The sequence below is a fragment of the Bartonella sp. AA78NXGY genome, assembly GCF_042197005.1.
Classification (GTDB): Bacteria; Pseudomonadota; Alphaproteobacteria; order Rhizobiales; family Rhizobiaceae; genus Bartonella.
The window spans coordinates 1-6,900 of sequence record NZ_JBHIRI010000033.1 but is presented as its reverse complement, the minus strand read 5'-3'; the positions used below and the strand labels follow the sequence as shown (position 1 = coordinate 6,900).

General features: G+C 36.9%; 2 protein-coding genes and 1 pseudogene. All 3 read left to right on the top strand.

Annotation, left to right across the window (positions count from 1 at the left end; all coding sequences use genetic code 11):
* The coding region (locus ACFINL_RS09200) for a YadA-like family protein (RefSeq protein ID WP_375612590.1) at positions 1–276 on the top strand (276 nt) is incomplete at its 5' end.
* A gap of 1,104 nt (positions 277–1,380) precedes the next feature.
* The gene (locus tag ACFINL_RS09195) at positions 1,381–4,503 is read left to right on the top strand and encodes a YadA-like family protein (RefSeq protein ID WP_375651446.1); all 3,123 of its coding nucleotides are present in this window, start codon (positions 1,381–1,383) and stop codon (positions 4,501–4,503) included.
* Positions 4,504–5,680: 1,177 nt separating this feature from the next.
* Positions 5,681–6,900 (top strand): annotated as a pseudogene (locus ACFINL_RS09190) (hypothetical protein); the annotation flags it as partial.

The window sequence follows — 6,900 nt, the reverse complement described above, 5'->3', positions numbered from 1 at the left end:
ATGAAGTTTGAGACATTGAATTATGCTATTCAGGATGTTCGGAAAGAAGCAAGACAAGCTGCTGCTATTGGTCTAGCAGTATCTAATTTGAGCTATGACGATACACCGGGAAAATTAAGTTTTTCACTTGGTACGGGTGTATGGCGCAGTCAATCTGCACTTGCTATTGGAGCTGGTTATATGTCTGAAAATGGAAGATTTCGCTCTAACGTATCTGCAACGAGTGCTGGGGGACATTGGGGTGTAGGTGCTGGATTTAGGGTAACACTGAATTAACAATAGAAAATTCGAAATAAATTTTCCTTCTCTTATCAAATGCGTTACATGTGCCATTTAAAGAGAAGGAAAGTTATTTTCATCATAAATGAATAGCAATAGAAGATAAGGGCGTATTTCGAGTAAAAATATATTTTTTGTGAAATTTTATATGAAAAAATCATTTATCACCTCCAAAAGGAATTATTTGAGTAATCGATATTTATTTTTAAGAGAGTTCTGCCTTCTTGTCTCATCAGACAAGGGTAAAAATTTTATAAGAAGTGATATTTTACACAGAAATTCATAGAGTAGTATACTTGTAAAGTTTTATAATAATGTATTCTGTAATAATAATCTTAGTGGGACTAATTTTAGTTACAGTGAAACATTTTAACAAAAAAACTACAAATGCAGAGGTATGTTTTCATATAAATTAACAGAGTACGTGTAACCGCACAATATTTGAAAACTATACAGTTTATAATTTTATAATAGAAATATCCACGAGGGGTGTTCTTAAAGAAATAAAAAGTCTCATTTTTTCCTTGCTATTTTTTAATAATCTGTATAGAGTTCGAAAAATTAATTAAAAGAAACTAGAAATCTTCTCGCAAAGCGGGGTGCGGTAAGCTATGGCAAAATTACAAAATCACAATCATCTAATTTCAAAGAGCTTTAAGAGATTCAAATATAAAACTCAGGGATATCTCGCTTATTTTCACGAAAAAAGCGCAATAACCCTACAAAAAACGCTCTAAATTACTCAACAACAACTTAACTCCCTTGCGCAATAAACATTTTATTGCCTCTTAAACACACAACCCCTAATAATAGTACACAAATATGTTTTTTCTACACTTTTTTCACCTTTCTTCACCTTTAAATTTAAAGGCTCTGCTGAAGAAAAACACCCCTCCTTAAAGGGGGATAAATAAAAACCACATTAATTGGACTATCGATCAACGTCGACTTCTATCTCATTGATATCTTAGATAGTCCTCTTCCGCATTATGACAACCCTAATCTTTTATAAAACAAGAAAAAACAATCTCTGGAGCTTAGTAGCACCGGAATATGTCTTTTTGATGTTTTAAATATCTTTTTTTACTTAGAGGATTTATTATGAAAAAAATATATACCACACCACACACGCTAGCAGTGAGTAATTTAAAAAATTCTTGCTCGTCTTATCGATTACCTTTTATTAAAACGCTTTCATTAGTGTCAGTAGCTGTCTTTTTATCAAATGCTTCTCCTGTTTTTGCTTGTGATCTTTGGGGTAATGTAGCACAGTATTTTGGCGGAGGTACAAATATACGTAAAAGTATTGCGCCAACCTATATAATTAACGGTAAAATATATAGAGATGTTGGCTCTGCGCTGTATGGTTTGGAGAATTATGTCGCTGAAACCAGGTATGATAAGCTTGTTAAGCAAGATAGCTCAGGGCTTATTACAATTGGTGCGGACGTAGGTGGTAATAGAATAACTATCGCAAATAGCTCTCATGGATTGAGGACTCTTACTGGTGTTGCTGATGGTTGGGTTTCGCCAATCTCGTATGATGCAGTCAATGGTTCTCAGCTTTTTTCCCAAGGCATCAGTACTGCGATCTCTTTTGGCGGTGGTGCTGGATACGATAGAAAAGGAAACTGGATAGCTCCTACTTTTACAGTTAAGGTCTTTGATAAAAATGGTAATGGAGCTGAAAAGGATTATAAGAATGTTGCGGATGCCTTTACTGGCGTAAGTAGTTCTTTCACGAATCTTGATGCAAAGATTGAAAATATTAAGGTAGCAAGTAATAGTCTTGTTAAGCAAGATGATACAGGACTTATTAGCATTGGTGGAGAAGTAAGTGGAACTAAGGTAAGCATTGCAAACGTTGATAATGCAGTTCGGACTCTTTCGGGTGTTAAGGCTGGTTCGATTACAGCAGCGTCCACTGATGCGATAAATGGTTCTCAACTTTATTCCATGAGCAATGTAGTCGCAGGCTATTTTGGCGGTGGTGCTGGCTATAAAGATGGAAACTGGAGTGCTCCTACTTTTACAGTTAAGGTCTTTGATAAGGATGGTAATGGAGCTGAAAAGAAGTATACTAATGTTGCGGATGCCTTTACTGGCGTAAGTGGTTCTTTCACAAATCTTGATAAAAAGATTGAGAATATAGTCATTAATGGGACAGGTGATGATCTTGTTAAGCAAGATGATGCCGGACTTATTACCATTGGTGGAAAAGTAAGAGGGGTCCAGGTAAATATAGCAAATGTTGATAATGTGGCACGGACTCTTGCGGGTGTTAAGGCTGGTTCGATTACAGCAACATCGACTGATGCGATAAATGGCTCTCAATTTTATGCCATGAGCAATGTAGTTGCTAGCTATTTTAGTGATAATGCTGGATATGATAAAGATGGAAACTGGAATGCTCCTACTTTTACAGTTAAGGTTTTTGATAAAAATGGTAGTGGGACTGAAAAGAACTATAAGAATGTTGGGGATGCGCTTTCTGGTGTAAGTAGTTCTTTTACGAATCTTAATCAAAAGATCGAAAGTGTGACAGGTGATAGTTTTGTTAAGCAAAATAGCGCTGGGCTTATTACGATTGGTGGAGACAAGGGTGGTGATAGAATAGATATTGCAAACGGTATTAATTTTCCACGAGTTATCTCTGGTGTTAAAGGGGGTGCATTTACGGCAACATCGACCGAAGCAGTAAATGGTGGTCAAATTTATTTGATGGCTCAGACATTTGCAAGTTATTTTGGCGGTGGTGCTGGCTATAAAGATGGAAAATGGTCACATCCTACATTTACAGTTAAAGCCTTTGATAAGGATGGTAATGCAACTGAGAAAAACTATACTAATGTTGCAGATGCGTTTTCTGGCGTTAATAGTGCTTTCACAAGTTTGAATGAGGAGATTGTTAAGATAAAGAATAAGCCTGGTATTGAAGAAAGGGAACACATCCATCAAGACGGTGATTTGAATGATATTATTTCAGAAGGCTTTCCTTTTATGAGAAGCTTACCTAGTGCTTTAGGTAATGTGAAGGTTCCAACTACGATAACTGTTGCTCCTAAATCACCATTAAAACAAGTAAGTTTTATGAGTAGTGAAGGTGAAAGCCGGCGTCTTTTTGATATTGCTGCTGGTGAGATTTCAGAAACGTCGACTGATGCTATAACTGGTTCTCAGCTCTATTCGATAAACAACCAGATTGCTACTTATTTCGGTGGTGGTTCTGGATATAAAGGTGGAAATTGGAGTGCTCCGACTTTCACAGTTAAAGCCTTTGATAAGAATGGTAAGGAAACTGAGAAAAAATATACTAATGTTGCAGATGCATTTGCTGGCGTTAATAGTGCTTTGGCAGGTTTAAATGAGCGGGTTATGAACGGTATTGGTGAAACAGAGGGTAAACCACAAAATGGTGATCCTTCGGATGTTATTTCAAAAGGCTTTCCTTTTATGAGAAGCGCACGTTTTCTAAGAAGCTTACCTCTTGCCATAGATGAGGAAGAAAGCGCCATAGATGAGGCGGATAATTCAACCACGGTAACTGTTGCTCCTAGTGAAATTTTAGAAAAGTCAACTTATGAGGTGACTGACAATCAGTTTTCACAGATGAGTAACAGGGTAACAGGCGTTGAAAAAAAGGTAGACAGCGTTACAGACAGGGTAACAGAAGTTGAAAACAAGGTGAATGTTGCGGTTAGCTATGATACCGATGATAGCGGAAAGAAAATCAATAGCATCACTCTAAAAGGTGTCGATGACAGTGAGCCTGTTTTGATTACTAATGTTAAAGATGGAAAAATTGAACATGGCTCTAAGGACGCAGTGAATGGTGGTCAGTTATACGATCATACCGCGGAGCAGATGAAGATTACTCTTGAAAGTGCGAAAAAGTACACGGACGATCAAGTCAATAATGGTGTTAACGAGGCAAAATCCTATACCGATATGAAGTTTGACGCACTAAGTTATGATATTACGAATGTGCGCAAAGAGGCAAGGCAAGCAGCAGCGATTGGTTTGGCAGTCTCTAACTTACGTTACTTCGATGACCCAGGATCTGTGAGTGTTTCATTTGGTGGCGGTTTTTGGCGTGGACAATCTGCCTTTGCGATTGGTGCAGGTTATACATCTGAAGATGGCAAGATTCGTTCTAATCTATCAGCAACCAGTGCTGGCGGTCAGTGGGGTGTAGGTGGTGGAATAACTCTGAAATTAAAATAACACCAGAGAATATGAAAAACTACAATTTAAGCGAAGTTTCGCCCTTGTCTTCTTAGACAGGGGCGAAATTTTATATTATAGAGAAGTAATATTTTACAGAGAAGGCCATAGAGTAGTATTTATAAAGTCTTATAATAATTAAAGTCTTATACCAATGTATTTTATAGTAATAATCTTAGTGAGATTGATTTTAGTAAGAAGTAAAGCACTTTAACAAAAATTTTACAAATACAGAGTAGTACTCTCAGTGCGTAATTGCGCAGTATTTTAAAACTGTACGTTCTATAATTTCATTGATAGAAAATATCCATTGGGGGATACGTTTAAAAATTTAAAAATCCTATTTTATTATTTTATTTATTTGCTCTGTACATAGCAGTAGCAATCATGAGGCACGCAACAGCAGCAATTATTAGTAAGACTCATTTTGATCAAAATGGGACACTTAAATAAAACTATGAAACAGAATCTCTAGACAAGTCTATAGTGCATGGAATCTATGAGTTTTAAAGTTATAAGGATATTTCACGGTTATATAAATCGGAAAGACTCATTCTGTAAAAATAATTAAATTCATTTTCTTCTTGCTATTTCACTCAATAGTCTATAACATCACAAAATATTCTTTAGTAAGACTCATTTTGGCAAAAACAGAAAAATGCTCGCAAGGGGGGGCAGTTGATTATGAACAACACACACAATCATCCTTATTTTACTCTAAAGCTTAAGAGTATGCCGCTTATCCCTGCGATAAAAGCGTAATAATTTCACAACAAGTACTCTAAATCATTCAGCCAACAACTTAAACTCTTCCCCTAATAATACCTTACAGCTTCTTAATCATATAAAATGAACTCTTTTACTTTTAAAATTATAAACCGCAGACCTAACAATAGGGTGCAAGTATGTCTTCTTCATACCTGTTTTTCACCCTCATCCAGGAGTTTTGTTGCAAAAAAAGCACCCTTCTTAAAGGCGGAAAAAATAAAAAACCCATTAACCACATCGTTTATCAAGATTAATTGCAACCTTGCTAGACTTCTAATTACTTCTGTTCGCCTCTGCGGCAAACTCAAACTTTATAAAGAACAAAAAAATCACGTCGTTAATCACTCCTAACACTGAAATATGACTTTTTAATGTTCTAAATATGTCTTTCCTATTTGGAGAATTTGTTATGAAAAAATTATATACCACACCAAAAGCGCTAGTGGTGAATGATTGTAAAGATTCTTGCTCGTTTTATCGACGGCTTTTTATTAAAGCGTTTTCATTGGCTTCAGTGATTATATTTTTATCAAATGTTTCTCCTGTTGCTGCTGCTACTCAGATTTTAAATAACATATCAAACGACTTTAGTGGTGGTACAAATGCGCTTAAAGGTATACCGCCAGCCTATGTAGTTGGCAGTAAATTGTATAGAGATAGTGGCTCTGCATTTGTGGAGGGGGAGGATGCTCCCAAGAACTTAAGTCTTAATATTAAGTTTCAGACTAAAGCTGCTTTTGATACTGCATTTGCAGGTACGGAAGGTTATAAGAATGTAGAAGGTTATAAAAGTGTTGCGGATGCATTTTCTGGCACTAATAGTGCTTTGGCAGCTTTAAATCACCAGATTGTTGAGATAAAGGAACCCCATGCTATTGGGGAAAAACAAGATAATCCATCTCAAAGTGATGATCAGCATAAGAACACAGGTAGCTTTTCTCTTTTAAGAAGCTTATCTCGTGAACTAGCCCGAGCGGATGATGCAAGTATGGTAACTGTTGCTCCTACCTCACCATTAACTCAAATAACTATTCGGAATAGTAAAGGTGAGACACGGCGTCTTTTGGATGTTTCTCCTGGTGAGCTCTCAAAAACGTCAACCGATGCCGTTAATGGTTCCCAGCTTTATACGTTAGGCACTGGGGTTGCAAAATCTTTAGGTGGTAATGCTAAGTATGAGAATGGCACGTGGAATGCTCCTACATTCAAGGTTAAGCGATTTAATCCTGATGGTGATGTTACTGATTCGACTTATGACAGTGTCGCGTCTGCCTTTGCCGGTGTTGGTGATTCTATCACGAATATTAAAAATGAGATTAGCAAAGAAATTGCTGGTGAAAAGAGTGATTCTTTAATCTGGAGCCAAACGGCGAATGCCTTTGTAGCGACGCATGGTGAAGAGAATACAAGTAGCAAGATTACGTCTCTTAAAAATGGAGACATTAGTAGAACGTCAACGGATGCTGTAACGGGTAATCAGCTTCATGCTCTAGGTGATAAAGTTGCACAATCTTTAGGTGGAGGAGCTAAGTATGAGGATGGTAAATGGAGTAAACCTAAGTTCACGGTTAAAACAGTAAAATCTGATGGAACTGAGAGTGAGGAGAGCTATACAGATGTGGCTTCAGC

What these genes read in the sequence shown, in the direction of transcription:
- ACFINL_RS09195 (WP_375651446.1), top strand. Translation starts at nt 1,381, where the DNA reads ATGAAAAAAATATATACCACACCACACACGCTAGCAGTGAGTAATTTA.